This is a genomic window from Njordella calcicola, assembly GCF_056494125.1.
Map to the genome: position 1 here is coordinate 3035854 of NZ_CM151396.1, position 21014 is coordinate 3056867.

The 21014-nt window shown below is 51.5% G+C and carries 19 protein-coding genes and 1 pseudogene; 13 read left to right on the forward strand and 7 right to left on the reverse strand.

All coding sequences use genetic code 11. The features are described from left to right. Window positions 1-382 precede the first annotated feature (382 nt). Window positions 383-874 (reverse strand): transposase zinc-binding domain-containing protein, encoded by a 492-nt coding sequence (locus SH302x_RS11485; protein ID WP_479369265.1) that lies wholly within the window; start codon window positions 872-874, stop codon window positions 383-385. Window positions 875-1223: 349 nt separating this feature from the next. Further along, the gene (locus SH302x_RS11490) at window positions 1224-1406 is read right to left on the reverse strand and encodes a transposase zinc-binding domain-containing protein (protein ID WP_479369266.1); all 183 of its coding nucleotides are present in this window, start codon (window positions 1404-1406) and stop codon (window positions 1224-1226) included. A 165-nt stretch (window positions 1407-1571) separates the two neighbouring features. Here SH302x_RS11490 and SH302x_RS11495 point away from each other — a divergent pair, with 165 nt between their 5' ends. Next, entirely contained in the window at window positions 1572-1796 is a 225-nt protein-coding gene (locus SH302x_RS11495) for a hypothetical protein (RefSeq protein ID WP_479368832.1), read from the forward strand. A 265-nt stretch (window positions 1797-2061) separates the two neighbouring features. Here SH302x_RS11495 and SH302x_RS11500 read toward each other — a convergent pair whose 3' ends face one another. Continuing rightward, window positions 2062-3126 carry a LysR family transcriptional regulator gene (locus SH302x_RS11500; RefSeq protein ID WP_479368833.1) on the reverse strand — a complete coding sequence of 355 codons (1065 nt, stop codon included), beginning with the start codon at window positions 3124-3126 and terminating at the stop codon, window positions 2062-2064. A gap of 57 nt (window positions 3127-3183) precedes the next feature. Here SH302x_RS11500 and SH302x_RS11505 point away from each other — a divergent pair. From SH302x_RS11505 to SH302x_RS11535, 7 genes and pseudogenes are all read left to right on the forward strand, one after another. After that, a pseudogene (locus SH302x_RS11505) lies at window positions 3184-4777 on the forward strand (arylsulfatase). Between the two features lie 72 nt (window positions 4778-4849). Then, a complete protein-coding gene (locus SH302x_RS11510) occupies window positions 4850-5836 on the forward strand; it encodes an HAD family hydrolase (RefSeq protein WP_479368834.1) in 987 nt (328 codons plus the stop codon). A 34-nt stretch (window positions 5837-5870) separates the two neighbouring features. Then, window positions 5871-6863, forward strand: a complete 993-nt coding sequence (locus SH302x_RS11515; RefSeq protein WP_479368835.1) for an HlyD family secretion protein — start codon at window positions 5871-5873, stop codon at window positions 6861-6863. Window positions 6864-6898: 35 nt separating this feature from the next. Then, entirely contained in the window at window positions 6899-7471 is a 573-nt protein-coding gene (locus tag SH302x_RS11520; RefSeq protein WP_479368836.1) for an HlyD family secretion protein, read from the forward strand. A gap of 226 nt (window positions 7472-7697) precedes the next feature. Then, a complete protein-coding gene (locus SH302x_RS11525) occupies window positions 7698-8525 on the forward strand; it encodes a DUF2887 domain-containing protein (RefSeq protein ID WP_479368837.1) in 828 nt (275 codons plus the stop codon). A gap of 257 nt (window positions 8526-8782) precedes the next feature. Further along, window positions 8783-9634 carry a DUF2887 domain-containing protein gene (locus SH302x_RS11530; RefSeq protein ID WP_479368838.1) on the forward strand — a complete coding sequence of 284 codons (852 nt, stop codon included), beginning with the start codon at window positions 8783-8785 and terminating at the stop codon, window positions 9632-9634. A 256-nt stretch (window positions 9635-9890) separates the two neighbouring features. Continuing rightward, window positions 9891-10694, forward strand: a complete 804-nt coding sequence (locus SH302x_RS11535; protein WP_479368839.1) for a DUF2887 domain-containing protein — start codon at window positions 9891-9893, stop codon at window positions 10692-10694. 217 nt (window positions 10695-10911) lie between these two features. Here the strand turns inward: SH302x_RS11535 and SH302x_RS11540 are convergent, their stop codons facing one another. Both SH302x_RS11540 and SH302x_RS11545 read right to left on the reverse strand, forming a co-directional pair. Further along, window positions 10912-11463, reverse strand: coding sequence for an ATPase (locus tag SH302x_RS11540; RefSeq protein WP_479368840.1), 552 nt, complete (start codon window positions 11461-11463; stop codon window positions 10912-10914). Continuing rightward, window positions 11460-11837, reverse strand: coding sequence for a TA system antitoxin ParD family protein (locus tag SH302x_RS11545; protein ID WP_479368841.1), 378 nt, complete (start codon window positions 11835-11837; stop codon window positions 11460-11462). Before SH302x_RS11545 ends, SH302x_RS11540 begins: the two co-directional genes overlap by 4 nt. On the opposite strand from SH302x_RS11545, the gene SH302x_RS11550 reads away from it, so the two are divergent. Then, on the forward strand, window positions 11836-12063 hold the full coding sequence (locus SH302x_RS11550; protein ID WP_479368842.1) for a hypothetical protein: 228 nt from the start codon (window positions 11836-11838) through the stop codon (window positions 12061-12063). The two genes, SH302x_RS11545 and SH302x_RS11550, sit on opposite strands and share 2 nt — an antisense overlap. A gap of 226 nt (window positions 12064-12289) precedes the next feature. On the opposite strand, the gene SH302x_RS11555 is transcribed toward SH302x_RS11550, so the two are convergent. Then, complete coding sequence (locus SH302x_RS11555) at window positions 12290-13087, reverse strand: nucleotidyltransferase domain-containing protein (protein WP_479368843.1); 798 nt, start codon at window positions 13085-13087, stop codon at window positions 12290-12292. Beyond that, complete coding sequence (locus SH302x_RS11560) at window positions 13084-14010, reverse strand: nucleotidyltransferase domain-containing protein (RefSeq protein WP_479368844.1); 927 nt, start codon at window positions 14008-14010, stop codon at window positions 13084-13086. Before SH302x_RS11560 ends, SH302x_RS11555 begins: the two co-directional genes overlap by 4 nt. Window positions 14011-14314: 304 nt before the next feature. Between SH302x_RS11560 and SH302x_RS11565 the strand changes: the two genes are divergently transcribed. From SH302x_RS11565 to SH302x_RS11580, 4 genes are all read left to right on the forward strand, one after another. Next, window positions 14315-15751 (forward strand): hypothetical protein, encoded by a 1437-nt coding sequence (locus SH302x_RS11565; protein ID WP_479368845.1) that lies wholly within the window; start codon window positions 14315-14317, stop codon window positions 15749-15751. A 689-nt stretch (window positions 15752-16440) separates the two neighbouring features. Beyond that, a complete protein-coding gene (locus SH302x_RS11570) occupies window positions 16441-17886 on the forward strand; it encodes an SWIM zinc finger family protein (protein WP_479368846.1) in 1446 nt (481 codons plus the stop codon). Window positions 17887-18032: 146 nt separating this feature from the next. Then, entirely contained in the window at window positions 18033-19832 is a 1800-nt protein-coding gene (locus SH302x_RS11575) for a HEAT repeat domain-containing protein (protein WP_479368847.1), read from the forward strand. A 54-nt stretch (window positions 19833-19886) separates the two neighbouring features. Beyond that, window positions 19887-21011 (forward strand): ATP-binding protein, encoded by a 1125-nt coding sequence (locus SH302x_RS11580; RefSeq protein ID WP_479368848.1) that lies wholly within the window; start codon window positions 19887-19889, stop codon window positions 21009-21011. Window positions 21012-21014: the final 3 nt, after the last annotated feature.

A 21014-nucleotide genomic window follows, 5' to 3' on the forward strand; every position in this document is an offset into this window, starting at 1 on the left:
GGACACAATGTCTACCCGTATGTTATCTAACGCCGCATCGTCGGTGGTCGCGAAATCTACCTGGACTAGGTTGTCGACCTCCCACGTGAGTAATGTCATATTTGTCAGACCTGCGAAAGTGGTCGTCACTGATCCTCCCCCAAGCAAATAGCCGGTTAAAGTCAGATCAACGGTCGAAGCTGATGCTATTGGACTTCGGCCTGCTATGAAGTCAATTAAGGAAAACGAGCCTGCTGTTGACGTTAAACTCAGCCGATTGTCCTCTTGGAACCCCAACCAGTTGGAATTCCAAGTACTTGAAGAAAGCGCGCCTGGAGTGAATATTGCGGCGGAGTGTAAAGGTGTCAGGAACCGTTTATGTCGAATCGGGAGTGTAAAGGTGTCAGGAACCGTTTATGTCGAATCGATTGATTCGGTTCCTGCCACCTTTTCCGCCACCACAATTGTGCGAAGCACCCCAAGGGCCTCGTAGGCAATTGACTCCTGACACCTTTTCGACTTCGTGTGGCGCAGTGAAGACGACGTGATAGTACTTGGTGTCCAGCTCCCAGGACTGGATCGTATCGAGCCATTTCTTACGCTTGAGCCAACCGCAGTTGGGGCAATGACGATTGGAGCATGGCGAATACAGAATGCGTTTGGAATCACACTGGCCGCAGCGGAACCAACTGGAACCATACGCACCAGAACGACATTCGAGGATCTTGTCCAGCGCATGCCGCGCGTATCGTGGAATAGAATCATCGTACAAGCACGCTTTGCCATAGTGGCGCAGAGCTGCAAGTACATTCTCGCTGGGTTCGCCTGGTAAGCGATGGTTCAGCGAGCAGAAGATCCAGAACTCGTGCGTTAGGAACCAAGTGCTCGAGGTCAGGGCAACAGAATGGGGGCAGGAGAATGGTCATATCGCTCTTAGCGCACCAATCCCATGGCGAAGACTGGGCACAAGGCCCAGCTTCACTTTCCAAACGCAGCGTCATTTGTTGTGTGAAGGTGATCCATGAGCGACCGTTGGGCTTGCCCCAACGCGTCGCAACAGGATTGGTGTGCTAAGCCTCGTGCCACCCCCCCACCCCTTTTCCGGTTGGCCGCTCAGCGGCCAACCAAAAATGATCGGTAAGTGTGAGGCGTTTGCTCTTAGCGCACCAATCCTATTGCGAAGACTGGGCACAAGGCCCAGCTTCGCTTTCCCAATGCCGCTGCTTCGCAGCTCTGACGGGTGCCTAATGCATTTGCATTCGCCTTCCTCCGAATAGCTCGGTCAGTTCGTGTGGCGCAGTGAAGACGACGTGATAGTACTTGGTGTCTAGCTCCCAAGACTGGATCGTATCGAGCCATTTCTTACGCTTGAGCCAGCCGCAGTTGGGGCAATGACGGTTGGAGCATGGCGGATACAGAATGCGTATGTCTTTGCCAGCAGTGGTTGGCGGTGCGAAAAAAGTCGAATGAACGGGAACTCAGATGCTAGGAATACACCGCAAGAGTTGGGAGTTTCGCCAGAGTTGCCTTCAAAATAGTTGTTCATTCATCCTCTCGCGGTTCTCTTTTCTCTCGCGGTGAAAAAAAGGCGAATGATCTGGCAGTACTTGGAGGATATTTTGCATCGCGTACTAGCAGGCGAGACTCAATACGAAAAGCTTTTGCCGGACGTATGGAAGCAGGAGCATCCCGAAGCGATTCGCCAGTACCGGGCAGAGGAAGGCCGCTATAAATCAGACCGCAAGCAGATAACGCGAGCCCGCAGGATCATCTCCGCCAAACTCAAGCGCCAGCAAACCCAGGGCCAATCCAACTAACCCCAACAACTGATTGTGGTGAACGCTTACGTTCATTTCGCCAATGCTTGAGCACAATCGATATCAGTCGGCTTATCAGCGCCGATCGCAAGACAGGACGAAAGTGGTAGGGGGCCTGCCGCTGCCTTCTGACCTTTAACCTGTGGATCGACGTCCAGCCCGCCAAAATCGCAAGAGTCGCATACAACCCCAACGATTCGTACAGCACCTGAGTGCTGCCCAAGGAAGGTGTCACAACTCATTTAGGAACCGCCACACGTTCGGATTAGTCAGTGACGTGGCTCGCATCGGTTATTGCTTGGATGATGCGAACCAACTCTTGTGCTAGTGGTGATAAACTGCGTTCACTCAGCCTGACGATTCCTGCCTGCGTAGTTAGTGTTGGCCCGTCGACGGGGAGAATGAATAAACGTCCCTCAGCGACCTCCTCGCGAATTGTGTCTGATAATGCCGCACTCACTAGATTACCCGACATCACCATACGCTTGAGCATCGAGTAGCTTTCGCATTGAATGTTGGGCATCGGTCTTTGTGTTCCCTCCAATTCCTCATATTCTTTTTTGGCCGCGGCAAACCACCGGACCGCCCAGATCGGCATGCGTGGCGTTGCCAGTGGATATTCAAGCAGATCCTTTTGCGACAGCCTGGAACGATCCATAAGAGGATGTCCAACTCGACAAAACCAGACGAGCTCCTGCTTCGGAAGGGGAATACATTCGACTCGTTTGTCGTCGGCTCGCTCAGAGATGTCTGCGACAAAAAAATCAATCTCGTTGCCCAGCAGCCATTCAGAAAGTTGCTGCCAATGATCGACCCGCACATTCACTTGAGTGTGCGGGTGATTCTCGGCAAAATTCGCAATCGCGCGGGCAAGGTACGATTCCGACATCGCCGGACCCACGCCAATTGTCACCGTCCCTACCTGCAAACCTAGGAAAAGTTCAACTGACCGACGTAATTCTGCAATTTCGATCAGGATGCTCTTGGCACGTGTGATGACATCATTTCCAAGCGCGGTGGGGGTTATTCGGGATCGAGAACGATCGAAAAGCGATCCGCCGATCTGTTTTTCCAACCGCTGGATCGATTTTGTCAGTGCCGGCTGGCTCAGGCCAACCGCCGCCGCCGCCCGCCCGAAGTGACGGTGCTCTTCCAGGCTGAGCAGATTTTGCAAGTCCCGCAAATCGTACATGGTGGTGGCCGCGTATTCCTGTAGTAAATCGAACGATTCGTCTGGGTTATCGAAGAAGTCTCTTAAATTACCCTGGGGAATATTGCGAAGCAACCCGGATACGTCATACTGGTAGCTTGTTGCGGCAAACCGCAGCATACTCTTGGCGGACCTAAACAAAAGTCTCTTTTTCACCATCGACTTGGAGCAACTGGAATGACGTCGAAATATGGCAAGTGGTTAAGCACACTTGCGTTAGCTATCACTTGGTTTGGAGCCGCGCAAGCGAGTGCCCAAAGCGAATCCAAGGCAAGTAAACCGAACATACTCGTGATCTGGGGCGATGATATCGGCACTTGGAACATCAGCCACAACAACCGTGGCATGATGGGCTACAAGACGCCCAACATTGACCGCATTGCAAGAGAAGGCGTCGCCTTTACTGATTACTACGCTCAGCAAAGCTGCACCGCAGGCCGCGCGGCCTTCATCAGCGGCTCCGCGCCAGTACGATCGGGCATGACAAAAGTTGGTATGCCCGGCGCGAAAGAAGGTTGGCAGAAGACCGATGTCACTATGGCCACAGTGCTCAAGAGCCAGGGCTATGCGACTGGCCAGTTTGGAAAGAACCATCAGGGTGACCGCGACGAGCATCTGCCCACGATGCACGGGTTCGATGAATTCTTAGGAACCCTCTATCACTTGAATGCAGAGGAAGAGCCAGAAAACCGCGACTATCCTGGTGACATGAAGTTGGCCAATGGCAAAACCTTTCGTGAGCAGTTCGGACCGCGGGGGTGTGTTGAAGTGCAAGGCGGACGGCAAGGGTGGCCAAACGATCGAAAATCTCGGCCCGCTCACGAAGAAACGCATGGAGACCATTGACGATGAAAGCATAGCAGCAGCCAAGGACTTCATCACACGACAAGCCAAAGCGGGGCAACCGTTCTTCTGCTGGTGGAACGGAACACGAATGCACTTCCGCACGCATGTGAAGGAGGAGCATATCGGCCTCTCAGGGCAAGATGAATACGGTGACGGCATGGTCGAACACGACATGCACGTCGGTGAACTACTGAAGCTGATCGACGAGTTGGGTCTTGCCGACAACACGATCGTCCAGTATTCGACCGACAACGGCCCACACTACAACACGTGGCCTGATGCTGGTACGACTCCGTTTCGTGGAGAGAAGAACTCCAACTGGGAAGGCGCCTTCCGTGTGCCATGTTTCGTCAAGTGGCCTGGCCACTTCCCTGCAGGGACGACGCTCAACGGGATCGTCTCCCACGAAGATTGGCTCCCCACCTTCGCGGCTGCTGCTGGTGCACCGGACGTGAAGGAAAAGTTACTTAAGGGAGTAGAGCTCAATGGCCGCAGTTATAAGAACCATATCGACGGCTACAATCAGCTCGACTACCTCAGTGGCAAAGTCGACGAATCTCCGCGCCAGGAGTTTATCTATCTGAACGACGGTGCCGAAGTGGTTGCGATTCGTGTAGGTGATTGGAAGGCGGCGTACTTGGAAAACCGCGCCCATCAATTAGATGTCTGGCGTGAGCCTTTCGTTCACTTGCGTCTGCCGCTGCTTTTCAACCTCCGCCGTGATCCATTCGAGAAATCTCAACATAACTCGAACACTTATCACGACTGGATGATTGACCGCGCGTTCGTGCTGGTGCCCTTGCAGGCGGTAGCGAGCAAGTTCCTGATGACGTTGAAGGAGTTTCCTCCAAGCCAGCGGCCAGGCGACTGGAGCCTTGATTCGCTCGAACGGCAGATCAAAGGCATGACAACCGCCGGCGAATAAGTCTCGCCTGTAATTCGACAACTGACGGGCCGCTCATCGGTGAGTGGCCCGTTTTTAATTGGAACCAAATTTATGCACCACATGATACTCGCTCTTTCCGTTGCCTTTGTACTGAGTGCGACACAGTCCGTCCTCGCACAGGACTCGCTTCCCTCGTGGAATGACACTTCGCCGAAGCGAGCCATCATTGCTTTTGTTGAGAAGGTTACTAAAGAGGGCTCTCCAGAGTTCGTCGCCCCTTCCGATCGTGTCGCGGTATTCGATAACGACGGTACCTTATGGTGCGAAAATCCCGTCCCATTCCAAGTCGCGTTTGTGTTGGACGAGCTCAAGCGACGTGCACCACTTGAACCGGCATTGAATGCTGACCCCATGGTTCAAGCAGCTTTGGCTGGCGACTTGGGAAAGCTTCTCGAAGGGAAGCATCACGATGGACTGATGCGAATTCTTGCTCTCACTCATACGGGGATGACAACCGAAGAGTTTAGTACTCGAGTCAACGACTGGTTCAAGGTCGCCAAACACCCACGTTTTGGAAAAGCCTATACCGATCTGACTTATCAACCAATGCAAGAACTGCTGCGTTATCTTCGAGCTAACAGATTCAAGACCTTCATCGTCTCCGGTGGTGGTGCCGATTTCATGCGAGTCTTTTCGGACGAAGTGTATGGCATTCCGTCCGAAAATGTGGTCGGCTCGACAGGCCAAGTGAAGTTCGAGTTTCGCGAAGGTAAGCCAGTGTTACTAAAAACGCTCGATCATCTATTCGTCGATGACAAGGAGGGTAAGCCAGTCGGAATCCACCAGTTCATTGGTCGTCGTCCGATTGCATGTTTCGGCAACAGCGACGGCGATCAAGCGATGCTCGAATACACCACGATCGGGAACCCCAGGCCCAGCTTTGGACTGATCGTGCATCACACCGACGCCGATCGCGAGTATGCCTACGATGCAAACCCAAAGAGCAGCGGCAAACTTACCACGGCGCTCGATGCTGTAAACAAGCACGCTTGGACCGTCGTGGATATGAAAGCAGACTGGAAATCAGTCTGGAAATAAAAGAATCGACGTTCACTCATCGAGGGCCATTGAGATGCTGTTGCTGATTTTGCTTTTCTATGTTCTGCCTGTGTACTTGGTGTTTTTTCATTTCAAGTGGATTCCGTTGACGCCACTATGGAAGTTTATACTTCCCCTTCCTCCTATCTTCGCGATGGTGTTTGTTTGGTTTGCCATTGGGCGTTACGCCCCGATTGTCTCGGATGCTTACGTTCAAGCCCCGGTTGTCCAGTTGGCTCCGCAAGTCGCCGGGGTCGTCTCCCAAGTGTTGGTGGATGACAATTCGTTGGTCAAGAAAGGAACGCCGCTCTTTCAGATTGACCCGGCGCCCTTTCAATATCGTACGGACCAAGCACGTGCGAAAATGTTCGAAGCCAAAGAGCAAACCATCAGCTCGATCGCAACGCTCTATGCCGCCACTGAGTCGCTGAGTCGAGCAGAGACAGGCCTTGTCGCTGCTCGCAGTGGTGTTGAAAGCGCCGAAGCAGAGGTGGCTCTTGCGCAAGCGTCGATCGAACGGGTTCAAGCTCAAGTCAAGCTGGCCGATGCGGATGTTGAGCGAGCTGCCAAACTGATCGAAGGTCGGGCCATCTCTCAAGAAGAATACGATGAACGGTTGCAAGCTCAATCCGTTTATCGTGCCGAGTTAGAAGAGGCCAAGCAACGAGAAATCAAAGGCCGAGCGCGCGTAAACGTAGCGACGACCCAGGTTCTGGCTGCGGAAGCCGGCATTCGTGAGGCAAGAGCCCAACGAGCCAAGGCGATGTCCACGATTGCCCCAGCCGAGATGCTGCAAAAGGCTATCGATCGGCTTGAAGCTGACCTAGCGGACATTCAGAAAGCCGAATCCGACGGAGGCACCTTCTCAGCACAGGTGAAAGAGCTCGAGGCAGAAATTGTTCGATTCAAAAAATATCTTGTTGAAGCCCAACTGCTTGCCCCAGCACTTCAAGGAAAACTAGCTCCGGTCGTTCAAGCGGAGAGCGCACTCAAACAGGCCGAGTACGACGAAGCCAAACAACCGTAATCGCGCCAGTTGACGGTATTGTTACGAATCTTCATTTGACCGCAGGTACTTATGTCGGTCCAGGCAAACCGATGATGACGTTGATCGACACGAGTTCCTGGCGACTGGTTGCTCCCGTTCCGGAGAACTGGCTGTCTAGAATCAAAGTTGGCGATGATGTCCAGATCGCACTCCGAAACTATCCAATGGGCTTCCGCCAAGGAAAAGTCTTGCACATCGGGCGTGGAGTTCTATCTGGACAGGGAGTACCTGGGGGAACGCTGCCGGATACTCAAAGTCGCATGGGACGCCAGCTTGATACGCCGGAAATGGGGCAAGACTTCCAAATCATTGTCACGCTGGCTGATGACCAACCGGATCAGCCGCTACGTGTGGGAGCGACCGGACGCGCTGTGATCTTTGCTGACGGGGGCCTTATAGGAATCAACCAAGTCGCAACACTTATCCTCACCATCACCAGCTTCATGGATCAGTTTTTCCCCAAGCCACCGCTATTCACCCTATTGGTTGCGGTCACGCTGATCCTCGCAATGGTCGCGTTGTTGCAGTTCATCCGAACATCGCACAAAGCTGTCGGCGAAGCACAGACGCCGCAAGCTAAGCGTTGACTTCAGCCTGGGTAGATGGCAGCGTTAGCCCCTCGTATTTTTCAAGGATTCTCACGCAAAGGCGCGAAGCTCGCAAAGCGAAAGCAAAGTAGGTCTTTGCGAGCTTTACGCCTTTGCGTGAACATGCATTTCCGTTGGTTTGCGCAGTAGTTGGTTCTGTGGAGCTTAAAGCTGCTACAATTCGGACGTGCGATGGAGCAGTGAAACTCGGCGACAGAATTCGAGCATGAAGACCGACAAACAGATCTTCCAGATTTTTCAGGCTCAACCGCAGTGGGTGTTTTTGCTCGCCGGTCAACCATCCCCCGGCGAGTGCAGGTTTGAGTCGATCACGATCAAGGCAATCGAAACCCACTGCGACGGAGTCTTGGTTCCTGATGCGGACGACGAGGAGCTGACCGTCGTTGAAATCCAAGGTTACAGCGACGGTGGGATTTACGGGCGATTGGTGATCGAAATGGCGTTGGTTCAGCGTCAGAACCCTGGCAGAAAAGTCCAAGGCATCATTCTGTTTCTGGACGAGTCGCTCGATTCTAAAACGGAACCTTGGACCAGGATCGTGCGTTCCATCTCGCTGCGGGAGTCGATTTCTCAAGTGCAAAAGAGCGATCCGCATCATCCGCTGGTGGCCGTGTTCAGCCCACTGCTGATCGAAAGCGAAGAAATCTTGGAACGCGAAGCGGCACCGTGCTATAATTGGATCCAGAGCAGTGGACTTCCGGAAGCGGTCCGCAAAACGCTCGCGGAAGTGTTTATCAATTGGCTCGAGCAACGTTTCAGCGACAAAGGGAAAGTGGAGATCGAACAAATGCTAGTTGGCCAACTGCCGGACCTTCGTGAAACCCAATCCGGAAAAGACTTGATCGCTATTGGTAAAGCTGAGGGTAAGGCAGAAGGCAAAGCGGAAGGGCTTCTAAAGCTGCTGGAGATCCGCTTTGGTGATGTTCCGGCGGCTTTGCGCGAGAGCATTCAAAAGGTCGATAGCGATGAACGAATCGATTCGCTTTACGAGTTAGCGTTGAAAATTTCGAAGCTTGGCGATTTCAAGCTCTAGGCACTTGGGCCTTGCGCTGGGTACTTGAAGGCAGCGTGGTAGATCGGGCGGCAAGTTGCCTTCGTATGGTGCCAGCCATTTTGCACGCGTTACTCGCCAACGGCCAATCGTAGCTCTGAGCCGAATTGTGGTCGTGCTTTTTCCAGGTGCGCAGGAAGGTAGAGAGGCTGATCGGCTAGCCACCATTTGCGTGGCTCAAAAACTGCTACAATTCGGACGTGCGATGGTGCAGTGAAACTCGGCGATAGAATTCGAGCATGAAGACCGACAAGCAGATCTTCCAGATTTTTCAGGCTCAACCGCAGTGGGTGTTTTTGCTGGCCGGTCAACCGTCCCCCGGCGAGTGCAGGTTTGAGTCGATCACGATCAAGGCAATCGAAACCCACTGCGACGGAGTCTTGGTTCCCGATGCGGACGAAGAGGAGCTGACCGTCGTTGAAATCCAAGGCTACAGCGACGGTGGGATTTACGAGCGGTTGGTGATCGAGATGGCGTTGGTTCAGCGTCAGAACGCGGGGCGCGAAGTCCAAGGCATCATTCTGTTTCTGGACGAGTCGCTCGATCCGAAAACTGAACCTTGGACCAGGATCGTGCGTTCTATCTCGCTGCGCGAGTCGATTTCTCAAGTGCAAAAGAGCGATCCGCACCATCCGCTGGTGGCCGTGTTCAGCCCACTGCTGACCGAAAGCGAAGAAATCTTGGAACGCGAAGCGGCACCGTGCTATAATTGGATTCAGAGCAGTGAACTTCCCGAAGCAGTCCGCAAAACGCTCGCGGAAGTGTTCATCAATTGGCTCGAGCAACGTTTCAGTGACAAAGGGAAAGTGGAGATCGAACAAATGCTAGTCGGACAACTGCCTGACCTTCGTGAAACCCAATCTGGAAAAGACTTGATCGCTATTGGCAAAGCGGAAGGCAAAGCTGAAGGCAAAGCTGAAGGCAAGGCTGAAGGCAAGGCTGAAGGGCTTTTGAAGTTATTGGAGATCCGCTTTGACGAAGTTCCCGCAGCCTTGCGCGAGAGCATTCGAAAGGTCGATAGCGATGAACGAATTGATTCGCTTTACGAGTTAGCGTTGAAAATTTCGAAGCTTGGCGATTTCAAGCTCTAGGCACTTGGGCCTTGCGCTGGGTACTTGAAGGCAGCGTGGTAGATCGGGCGGCAAGTTGCCTTCGTATGGTGCCAGCCATTTTGCACGCGTTACTCGCCAACGGCCAATCGTAGCTCTGAGCCGAATTGTGGTCGTGCTTTTTCCAGGTGCGCAGGAAGGTAGAGAGGCTGATCGGCTAGCCACCATTTGCGTGGCTTAAAACTGCTACAATTTGGACATGCGATGGTGCAGTGAAACTCGGCGATAGAATTCGAGCATGAAGACCGACAAGCAGATCTTCCAGATTTTTCAGGCTCAACCGCAGTGGGTGTTTTTGCTCGCCGGTCAACCGTCCCCCGGCGAGTGCAGGTTTGAGTCGATCACGATCAAGGCAATCGAAACCCACTGCGACGGAGTCTTGGTTCCCGATGCGGACGAAGAGGAGCTGACCGTCGTTGAAATCCAAGGCTACAGCGACGGTGGGATCTACGAGCGACTGGTGATCGAGATGGCGTTGGTTCAGCGTCAAAACGCTGGCAGAAAAGTCCAAGGCATCATCTTATTTCTGGACGAGTCGCTCGATCCTAAAACGGAACCTTGGACCAGGATCGCGCGTTCTATCTCGCTGCGCGAGTCGATTTCTCAAGTGCAAAAGAGCGATCCGCACCATCCGCTGGTGGCCGTGTTCAGCCCACTGCTGACCGAAAGCGAAGAAATCTTGGAACGCGAAGCGGCACCGTGCTATAATTGGATTCAGAGCAGTGAACTTCCCGAAGCAGTCCGCAAAACGCTCGCGGAAGTGTTCATCAATTGGCTCGAGCAACGTTTCAGTGACAAAGGGAAAGTGGAGATCGAACAAATGCTAGTCGGACAACTGCCTGACCTTCGTGAAACCCAATCTGGAAAAGACTTGATCGCTATTGGCAAAGCGGAAGGGCTTCTAAAGTTGTTGGAGATCCGCTTTGGTGATGTTCCGGCGGCGGTACGCGAGGGCATTCGAAAGGTCGATAGCGATGAACGAATCGATTCGCTTTACGAACTCGCATTGAAGATCTCGCAGCTTAGCGATTTCAAGCTCTAACTAACAGTCTGCGAATAACTTCCGGACTTGCATTCGCTCCCAAAGCCCGACGCGACGCGTAAGCGAGGGATTTCATTCGAAATGGGTGTAGATTTGGGATACAAGCGTCGACAGCAGGATGCACCACTCGACGATTGACATGGTAGGTCGCCTTATGCCCATTCATTGAGTGCCGGCAGGATAGATCAACGATTCGGTCACGTTGCATTTGCTCCGTTTACAACTTCGAGATGCTTTTCCCGTTCTCGTACAGTCCAACGAGTTTGTATGGCTGGGTAAGGTCGTCGTTACTGTAAACTATGACGTAGGGCAGACGCTCAATGGCAAGCTTCAAGTTCGCTCGAGTTCGCTTAAATCTTGTTCGGAGTTTCTCATCAGGAACGTCGTGACCTCCTTGGCTCGCTCGCATCGCAACTCGCTGAATCGAACGCTCGGGACTATCGATCTGGATGAAGATGAGAACCACTGTGTAACCGAGAGCAGCATAGGCAGCGAACTGGTCGACTTTCTCACCGACTGGATCGGATAGTACTGTCTCAAAGATGAAGCTCTCTCGCTGGGCAACGAGTGCTGATCGCAAGGACGAAGCTAACGCGGCTGCTTCGTACGCGTTCACACTGAGTGATTGCGTCAATACATCCGCGTTGACAAATCGCAGTCCAGAGTCTGCCAGAAAGCTTTCGTAAAACGTCGACTTGCCAGCACCGTTCGAACCAGCCAAGACAATGACGATGGGACGCGTGTCGAGAAACTCAAACGGCAGGCTCAACGGTCAACCCCGTGTGCTTTGAACTCGCGACCGACGAAGCGACCCACTGTTTCTGTTCCGTCTTCCTCGATGCGGCAGATTAGATCCGGGCGATCTGGCAACGGCTTGTAGTGCGGATAGGGACGCTTCTTGAGAGTAGCCTCTAGCCGTTTGCGACCTTTGGCGGTTTCGACCTCCGACAAAAGTTGCGATAGCGGCCGCTCTCCTCCGGACATCTGCAACGCAAGAGCTTGATCACCGCGCAGCAGAGGCTCGATCGACTTTCCAAGTCCCGCCCAGAATTCGATCTGGCCGGCGATACTTCGCTGCGAAAACGGAACGACCGCTCGAGCATCGTCGACAAGTTCATCCGAAAGTTTGACTGGCTGTCCCATGTTATGCCTCCGATCCAAGGGTAGCATTTTGCTACCTGCGTGTCAAGGCGAGGAGCGTTTGCGCATGGCACTCGGGCTATACAAAGCATCACTGGCAATTGCTCGAGAGGGGATTCGCAATCGATTCCCAGAAGCCAACGATGCGGAAGTCGAGGAAAGACTGCGGGAGCGGATTCGAGCGGGGTATAAAATTGAGGCTTCGCGACAGACGCCGATGGAGCACTGACAATACATGTTCATTTATTTCGTTTGACGAGCCGCTTCCAAAGCACCCGTTGCTTCTCCTAATTGGCAATGATTGCGATCGAACGAACCTCTCGTTCGCAGAAGCGGGGGACGTGGTCGGTGGTGGGTTCAAGGTTGAGGATCGCTTGCTGGATGTCGGGGGCGAAGTTGTACCACAACCGAGACTTGACACTTTCGATCTCGCTCAACCCCGGTTGTTACCAAATTCAGCGGCTCGATTGAAAACTGGTGAGACCGAGCGATGCCAATCGGCCATCTCTCAATCGCAGCCGGACAAGTACATCATTCAGCGCAGCGCGGCCTGATGGCATTTCTGGCAAAGTCGATTCTTCGTAGGATCGTTCCAACTCTTTGGTTAGTCGCTCGTACTCGCGTTGATAGAACTCCATGTCGGCCGCGTCCAAAACACCTTTCTCCGCTCCGGTCTGCTTTCGATGGATCAGTTCACTCAGGTAGCTCAGCTTTGCAGACTCGTTGAGTATACACAAGTTGGCTTGAACTTCACCAGTCTTCATCAAGTGAATCCCCGTCAACAAAACTCGGAACGTGTAAAGTAGCGGTTTGACCCGCGGTGGAGACTCCTTTTCAAAAAGTCTCCATTGGGTTGCTGCAAAGCCAAGGTAGTGATGCGCATGATGCCGAGTGATACAGTTGGTTGCGATCGACTTGAGCTCTTCATGCTCCGGAGTAGTGAACACGACGAGAGGGGACAGAAGCTGTTCCAGCACATAGCCATTCCGCTTTAGCATCAGACCAAAGAACTTCGCGGCATCGTGCGTAACTAAATCAATCTCCAAGCCATCGTAGATTCCCTCTTTCTCAAGAGTCAATTGGCCGTCGTCCAGGCTCAAAACGGTTTGGAGCGGAAGCAAATGCACGCCGCGCAAATCGAAATCGGAATCAGGCGATGGGAATCCGTACAAGTGAGCACCGCTGATCGTGGCGAACACGAGCGGAAATGGATGCGACCGCACATGCGTCATCATCTTTTCATAATCGATCATGGTAATTCCTTCTGCATGGCGAGTTTTCTAGCGTGGATCAAGAATCCATTGACTCGTTCATAGTCGGGACGATCAGGTAAAGTAGTGTGCTGAAACGCCTCTTCGAATTCAACTTGAAGTCGCTTGCGCCAAGCGTCAGCCTCTGCGAAGGGAACTTCACCTCGTTTAATCTCAAGTAGCCGGTCTCGCTGCTGGCCTACTTCCACTGTGACTTTTCCTTCGCGAAGCGCATCGATTCCTGAAATCAACAAGCGAATCAGGTGCATCACATGCTTCCACTTAACTCGTCCCTGATTTCGAATGTCCGTTTGCATCTTCTTGAATTGAGATGCAACATAGCCCGAGTAGGTCTGGAACACAAGCTTTGACAGGAACGCCTCGCGCATGGCAAGTAATTCGTTGGCCACAGGTGTCGCGAACTCGATGATTGGAGAATAGAGACACTCCAGCACATTCGGGTTCGCTTTGAGTGCGAGAACGATAAACTTTTGCAGCTCCCAATAGGCTTCTTGAGTTTCCTCGTTTTCCAATTGTTCTGGAACTCCATAAAGTGACCAGTGCAGTTCGGCAGGCGGCAAGTAAATGCCACGACGATCCGTATCGGATTGGTCATCCTCCAATCCGTAGGCACGCGAGCCGATCACACAGCGATAGATGACACGCTCGTTAAGATCGATCATCGACGGTTCAGCGCTGCCTATATGATCGCGTTTAAATTCCGACAGCCGAATCAACTGATCGTGGTGCACGGCCGACTCGAACCCATCGTTAAACTTCACTCGATAAGCATGCGTTCGATCGATTGGCGATCGCACAATGACTCCAACCGATCCGGCCGGATGTGCAACTCGACGATTAGTGTGGTAAGTGTCCTTTTGTACGACGACTTGAGTGCCGACAGAATAGATCAATCCCTCTGGCAAAATTGTTCTCCTTTGCAGAACTTCTTCACAAGGCTCGTTTCCATGTGTTCTCGCCTATAATCTTCCAAACTTTGGAGGACGCATCAAGCCTATGAGCTGGCTGTACTGTTCAGCAAAAAAAAGAGAGCCTAGCCGGCATGCTAAACCGGCTCATTGAAGCTACGATAGTTACACAGAATGCATTCTGTTCAAAGTAGGTCCCATGTTCGCAAGATTCGAAGCAGACTTATCCCCGCCACGGTATGAACGGGGTTGAACCTCTCGTAGCCTAGCGTTTTTGCCAGCAAGCCAAAAGAGCGATAATATGAGTTCGATCAGATTACGACTAGCATTGTCCACTTTCTTATTCATTCAAGCTTTGGCCTTTTCTCAAGAAGACAGTAACACTCGCAATCTAAAGCTCAAACCTTCGTCGGAGCCCGTACCGATGTTGAAGTACCGGTTTTACAGACCGATCCATGAACTTAATAACAATCCGCCGGACGCATATTTCGAAGAAATCGCAAAAATACATCGATCTCTAAGCGACGAGGATTTAGCGCTGATTGATCATTTTCGCAAAAATTCATCGAAGGATTTTGGTGCACCAACCAAGGGATTACTGAGCAAGAAAAGCTTTCAAGACTTTTTAGAGCCGATGCATGATTTGGCATTGTGCTCTTTTGTAGAACGGCAAGCAACTTTTGCAGTTGAACCTCAGGATTATTGGGCAATGGAACTTCCTCAGTTGACGATTGCAAGAGACGCTGCGTATGTCCTCAAATGCAAGATTGAATCAACCGACTCTGTCGACGACCGAATTAACTACATCGCCGACGGTATTCGATTGGCAGAATATGTTGGTCAAGGTGCGACAGTTGTGCACAAACTAACTGGATATGCAATCTATGGATTGATGTTGGACTCGATTGAGTCGACGATGGTCGCTCATCAAAATGTCAACCTCTACTGGGCGATGACAAGTATTCCTCATCCGCTTCTAAAACTTTCAGACTCCTTCTGCAAAGAGTTTCACGTCCTCTTGAATGCCATAGAGGAACTGAGAGAGGAAAACGTAAGGCTAGCTGGGAAGGACAATCAATATTGGATCAGTCAGTACAACATTGTCACCGAAAAGCTTCTCAAGTTGACTGACGATGAACCGCCGTCGGAAATAAAGCTGCTTTTCACAATGCATTTGACGCAAGTTGAGAGTGTAAAACAACAATTGGAGTTATCTGGTATTGCTCGCGAAGAACTCGCGAAGATGCCATCCGCTCAAATCATTATGCTGGGATTTCGACAGACCTTGGTCAACGTTTGTCATGAAGTTGAAAAACTTGCATATCTGGATTTCAGCCAACTAGCTTTTGCAGCAGCGGAAGAACAGCGGATACTTGCAACATTTCGCGACGAATCTAGGAAAACCATTACTCCAGCCGGGCTGATGTTCTCATTGCTTCAACCCAATGTCTCAGCAACTCTTGCGAGGACTTGCCAAATAGAAACTCGGCTGCGCCAATTAATGACAATCGAAGCGATTCGGCTCCATGCTGCCAAGGCCTCTGAATTACCAAGGTCGCTCAACGAGTTGACGCAAGCTCCAGCGCAAAAACACCCATTAACAGGCAATCATTTCGATTACAAAATCGAGCCTATTGCGATTGGGGAGCAAACATTTCATCTGATCGACTCAGCCGATGTGGATGGCTACTCTGGCAAGTCGTATCAAGTTATTATGAGTTTACCCACAAACCAATGAGTAAGTAAGGTTCATACGAACCGCTGAACTACTAATCGCATAAGATGCCCGAGGCGTCATTTGAATTGTGGAAAGGCTCATTGGTCAACAATGACACCAATCAACTCGCGACCAACAAAGCGACCAACTGTTTCTCTTCCGTTTTCCTCGATGCGGCAGATCAGGTCGGGGTGGCCTGGCACTGGCTAGTAGTGCGGTTTGCATTGGTTAGTGTTCGTCATTGAATCGGACTTGTCCGAGTTGCGGGCAAAAAACATGAGTTTGAATGATTCCAGATCCCCAAATGCTCCTGAACTGGCGGTTCCGCTTCTTGATGACCAGGGAATCACGCTGATGAGAATACAAGGTTGGCTTGCTCTCGAATGCCATGCCGTCGCAGGAGTTTACCGCCGATGAAATGTATGAGGTAGTTGTCGAACAGTTCACCTCGTAACCGAACCTTCGCAAAGATAGTACTGGCTGTTGGAGAGGAACGCGAACTCTGGATGCATTCTGTTCGCACCGTTCGCTTGAGAGCGGTCCCTGTTTCCGATGCCGATGGCAGTGTATGAAACTCTGCGTTCCTGCTTGACACGGCGTTTGTCCTGGTATGAAAGCATAGACCTGCAACGAGCAACACGACGGTCTCAGCATTTGCTACAATCTTCTACCGCACATGATGGCGTAGGGTTTGAAAGGAACCGAGTGACATGATGGAAGTAGATGAAGGATTTGCAGTGAGTGCCGCTCCAAATAGCGAAGCGGCCAAGAACGGGCGAACTCTGGCGATGAAGAAGAGCTTCGTTAAGTTGCATGTTTCCGATGATGCAACTCTATTGTTTGGCTACTGCCAAGGAAGTGGCAAGACTCCCTATTTCTGCTCAGCAGACTTCGCCATTCCAGAGAAGCCGGTATATAGATGCAGTTGTCCAAGCAGGCAATTCCCGTGCAAACACAGTATCGGACTTTTGTTTTGCAAAGCGATGGGACATAGCTTCACCGCTGCAGAGGTTCCCGAAGAACTTGCCGCCAAACGCGAAAAGTCCAAGGCGATAATTGAGAAAAAAAAGGAGGCCAGCACTCAGCCTCGGCAAGTGAACAAGAGTGCTCTGACAAAGAAGATTCAAGCCCAGTTGAGTGGTATCGAATTGTTAGAGAAACTGCTCAAAGATGTAGTGCGAGTTGGGATTGGTAACATGAATGCCAAGACAGCAAGTGAGATTGAAGAGCAAGCCAAGCAGTTAGGAGACCTTTATTTGACAGGTGCCCAGGCGACGCTACGAAGCTACACTCGACTCTTTAAGAACCATCAAGGTGATGATCTATCGGCGGCTAATCGTGAATCGATCTTTAGCGACGCTTTCGATCAGCTTGGACGATTACATTCGCTAGTAGGCAAAGGTCGCAATTATCTGCAATCTCGGCTGCAAGATCCGGAACTAGCACCGGAAACCGAAACCGCTATCGCGGCCTGGCTGGGCCATGCATGGCAGCTACGTGAGTTATGCGATGCGGGACTCGTCGAACGCGAAGTGGAGCTGATTCAACTGAGTTATCATTCCCAGGATGATCACGCTCGCCAAGAAGTGGTGGAGACGGGTGTTTGGATGAATTTGACCTCAGGCGCTATCCAGCTTACCCAAAACTATCGCCCTTATCGATCGTTAAAGCACATTAAGAGCGAGGACAGTTTTTTTCAGATCGCTCAGATCAAAGAGTTGTGTCGGTATCCTGGAAACTGGAATTCGCGGGTTCGTTGGGATGGCATGTTGTCGCGTCCGATCGAAGCGGCTGATCTCAAGAAAGCGGCTAGCTTTGCCAAACACGACTATGCTTCGCTAATCAAAGAGATCAAGGGACATCTTAAAGCGCCGTTGGCTGACAAGTACCCGATCTGCGCTTTGCATGTTGCTCGGGCTGGCAAGGTTGCGGATGAGTTCGTCTTTGAAGATGTAACGGGCAATCGACTTGTTCTTTCCGACAGGGGCTTGAGCGACGAACCGCGAAGCTGTCATTTGCTGCAACTCTTACCGCCGCGTTTGATACAAGACCAAGTCTTTGTTGTTCGATTCCGTCATGACCTCGATGCGAAGCGACTTCAAGTGAAGCCACTGGCGATTATCACGGCGAATGAAGTGGTCCGTCTCACCCTGTAGAGTATGTATCCGACAGAAAATGTTTAGAACGCTTTTTAATTGGGGGCGAGACCTACTCCGACAAGGCGAAGTCCCAATGAAATCAAACTGCCTCCAAAGGGTCAGCCCCCATCTGAGAACACCTTGTTAGGGAAGGAATCTAGCAAATGAGTATTGCAGTACTACATCAAGTTTACGACGAGACTCGCAGGTTAGCGATTGCCGGCAGCTCCGTCGCGCCGGGCGATTTCCGCTTAAAGAAATTGATTCCAGTCTTAGAGCAAGCTGGAGTAAAGTCTCCGGTGTTTGCCAAGCTCGCGCAGTCTGCAAAGGCTCTTGTTGAAAGTTCGGAGTCGTCATCATCGACTGCTCTTTTGGAACTAGGAACTCTGATCACCTCAATACTTTATACCCAAGGCGAAACAGGAATCGAAGGAGAACTGCAACCGATCGACTCGATCGACTTGGGACTTTCGAAGACGCAGACTCCGGCCAAACTTCTGAAGCGTTTGCTTGAAGCGTTGACAACAAAAGGCTCTGGACGAATGGAGATCATTCGTGCTGCGCACGAACAAGGGTTATTTCAAGACTTGCGATTGATCCGTCCTGCTCTTCTGGCGTTGGATGATTCTTACTCGGAGATCGCTGACTTTGTGGCGAACGACATACTCCCGCTCTATGGTCCAGCCTTGGTGCCGGAACTGGAGGCTCAGTTTAATCCGAAGGGTGGCAGCGGCCATCCGCGTCGTTTACTGTTGATGCACAAGCTGGATCCTGAACGTTGTAAGGCACATGTACGCGCGGCACTCGACGCAGGCAATGCGGATATCAGGGTGGCGGCGATCGAGTGCATGGGAAGTTCATCCGAGGATCTTCCGTTCTTGCTGGAGCAACTGAAATCCAAAGCCAAGGACGTGCGACGCGCGGCCTTGGTAGCATTATCTCGAATGAGGTTGGAATCGGCCGATGTGGCGCTGATTCGCGAGATTGATGGTAAAGATCTGGATCTTGCTCGCGAAGCCCTAAAATTGAGTCAAAGTCCGGCCGTCCTAGCAACACTGCTCGATCGTACGAAGAGCCTGTTCAACGATCTCATAACGATTAAGACAAAAGCTAAATCGGCTGCGGACAAGCAAGTAGAAAGATTCATTAAGCTTCTCTCGTGCCTGGAAGAGCGTACCGACGCAGATGTCGAGGCGTTTCATTTGGAGCTTCTTGAATGCCTTGATCAGTTTAGGACCCTGAAGGGAAGCCCAAGCGGCGAAGACATTGTTCATACCTTGGCTACGAATTTGGCAAGGGGCTCCAATGGCATGAAGCAAGCCTTGTGTAAGGCACACGCAAAATTTGGTCCGGCAGTGACAGCCGATATCTTCTATGCAGCAGGCAAAGTTTGGAAGCCCGAAGTTGTCTTCAAGGAGTTAAGTCCTTATTTGGTAGCATTCGCTAATTCTGGCAAGAAGAAAAATCCGGATTCCCAGCGAGGCGAAACGATTGCAGCGATTCTGACAAACTCTCTCTTTCACCGATATGTGGGTAGAAGAAGCCCCCAACTCAGCATCGATAACTTATCAAAGAAGTGGCTAGAGTTATCGATCAAGCTGGACCTTTCTGATCTAATAACGAACCTTGCTCCGCTGGATAAGAAGCTTGCTCAACCTGCACTCCAAGCACTATTCGCTCGGAAGATCGAAGCTAAAACTAGTACGCAGGAATTCTGGGAGTTGAACAGAGTTTTGGAAGCGATGATCCAAATCGAACATCCGGCACTTGTCGACTCGGTAATCGAAGTCATCAAGAAGTTATCTGCTTCGCCCTCGCACTACGGAAATTGGATTTTGCGTCACATCAGTTCGTTACCTCCTAAAGAAGCGTTACCTCGATTGGAAGCTTTGCTTCCTACGCTTTCCGAAAAAATTGCAAGTACTGTTATCGAGTCAATCGTCGTGCTGAAGCAGATAAGCTAATAACGTGACGCCCGATTCATAACCTTTTTCGATTCATTATCGCCTCGATATTCCATGCCAAAAAAATTTATTAGCAGTGACACACAAGTAGCGAGCAGTTCGACTACTCAGAATGAATTACGACCTTCGGCCGAAGTGCTCTTTGCGCATGAGATTGCGGCACTTGTCGCCAACGAAACACACGAGGTTCCGCCAGGTTGGAAAATGTCGCCTCGTTCGGTGCATACGTATGTATGCGGTGGCCAGTCTGGTGGTGTCACGATTACTCCCAAGTATGTTGGCAATAGTCGCTTGGTAGAAGTTGCCATTGCGACGCTGGTAACAGATCGAGCGTTGTTGTTGATTGGCGAGCCGGGTACGGCCAAGAGTTGGCTTTCCGAACATCTGACGGCAGCCATCAACGGAGATTCATCGCTGGTCGTACAAGGGACTGCGGGGACAACGGAAGAACATGTACGCTACACTTGGAATTATGCCTTGCTGATCGCGCAAGGACCCAGCCATCAAGCGTTGATCAAGAGCCCCATCTATAGGGCGATGGAGGGTGGACGCATCGCTCGCTTTGAAGAGATCACGCGATGTGCATCGGAGGTACAAGATGCGATGATTTCACTTTTATCCGAAAAACGCATCTCGGTGCCAGAGTTAGCGGTCGAAGTTCCAGCCAACAAGGGTTTTTCAATCATCGCCACAGCAAACACTCGTGATCGTGGCGTGAATGATATGTCGGCTGCTCTTAAACGTCGCTTTAACATCATTGTTCTTCCAACGCCTAAGACACTCGAAACTGAAATTGAGATTGTACGTAAACGCGTGGGTGAACTTGCGTCGAACTTGCATTTGCGGTCTGAGTTACCCTCGGATGAAGCGATTGAGAAAGTCGTCACCATCTTTCGGGAGCTGCGCACCGGACAAACCCTCGATGGCAAGAATAAACTCAAGCAACCAAGCGGAGTTCTATCGACGGCCGAAGCGATTTCCGTATTGGCCGGCAGCATGGCACTCGCTGGCAGTTTTGGTAACGGCAAAGTCTCCGATGCCGATTTAGCGTCGGGAATCGAAGGCGCGATTGTCAAGGATGAAGAAAAAGACAAGGCGACTTGGCACGAATACTTGACCAACGTCATGAAAAAGCGTGGCGCTGAATGGCGAGGACTCTTTAACGCTTGTTCGGAATAGAGC